Genomic DNA, 906 nt, shown 5'->3' with positions numbered 1-906 from the left:
CGGCCAGTGCCACGCCCATGCCGCCGCCGATGCACAGCGAGGCCAGGCCCTTGTTGGCGCCGCGACGCTTCATCTCGTGCAGCAGCGTGACCAGGATGCGGCAGCCCGACGCCCCGATCGGGTGGCCGATGGCAATGGCGCCGCCGTTGACGTTGATCTTGCTGGTGTCCCATTCCATCGCCTGGTTGACGGCGCAGGCCTGGGCGGCAAAGGCCTCGTTGATCTCCATCAGGTCCAGGTCCTGGGCCGACCAGCCAGCCTTTTGCAGGCACAGCTTGGAGGCCGGCACCGGGCCCATGCCCATGAGGCTGGGGTCGAGGCCGGCCGAGGCATAGGCGCGGATGACAGCCAGCGGCGTGAGGCCCAGCGCGGCGGCGCGTTGCGCGCTCATCACCAGCACGGCGGCGGCGCCGTCGTTCAGGCCCGAAGCATTGCCGGCGGTGACGGAACCGGCCTTGTCAAAGGCCGGGCGCAGGCCGGCCAGGACCTCGGCGCTGGTCTTGCGGTTGACGAACTCGTCGGCTGAGAAGACGATGGGGTCGCCCTTCTTCTGCGCAAGGGTGAACGGCAATATTTCGTCCTTGAACTTGCCCGCGTCCTGCGCGGCGGCCGCCTTCAGCTGCGAGGCCAGCGCCAGCGCGTCCTGCATCTCGCGCGTGATGCCATATTTTTTGGCCACGTTCTCGGCCGTGGTGCCCATGTGGTACTGGTTGTAGACGTCCCACAGGCCGTCGGTGATCATGGTGTCGATCAGCTTCCAGTCGCCCATGCGCTGGCCATCGCGCGAGCCCGGCAGCACGTGCGGCGCGGCGCTCATGTTTTCCTGCCCGCCGGCGACGATGATCTCGGCGTCGCCGCAGCGGATGGCCTGGGCCGCCAGCATCACAGCCTTCAGGCCCGAGCCGC

The 906-nt window shown here is 68.7% G+C and carries 1 protein-coding gene; it reads right to left on the bottom strand.

The window, feature by feature from the left end:
* The coding region (locus tag C5P05_RS24620; RefSeq protein ID WP_157979450.1) for an acetyl-CoA C-acetyltransferase at positions 1-906 on the bottom strand (906 nt) is incomplete at both ends.

This window comes from Rhodoferax ferrireducens, from assembly GCF_003347515.1.
Classification (GTDB): Bacteria; Pseudomonadota; Gammaproteobacteria; order Burkholderiales; family Burkholderiaceae_C; genus Rhodoferax.
This window is presented reverse-complemented; position numbering and strand designations above follow the sequence as displayed.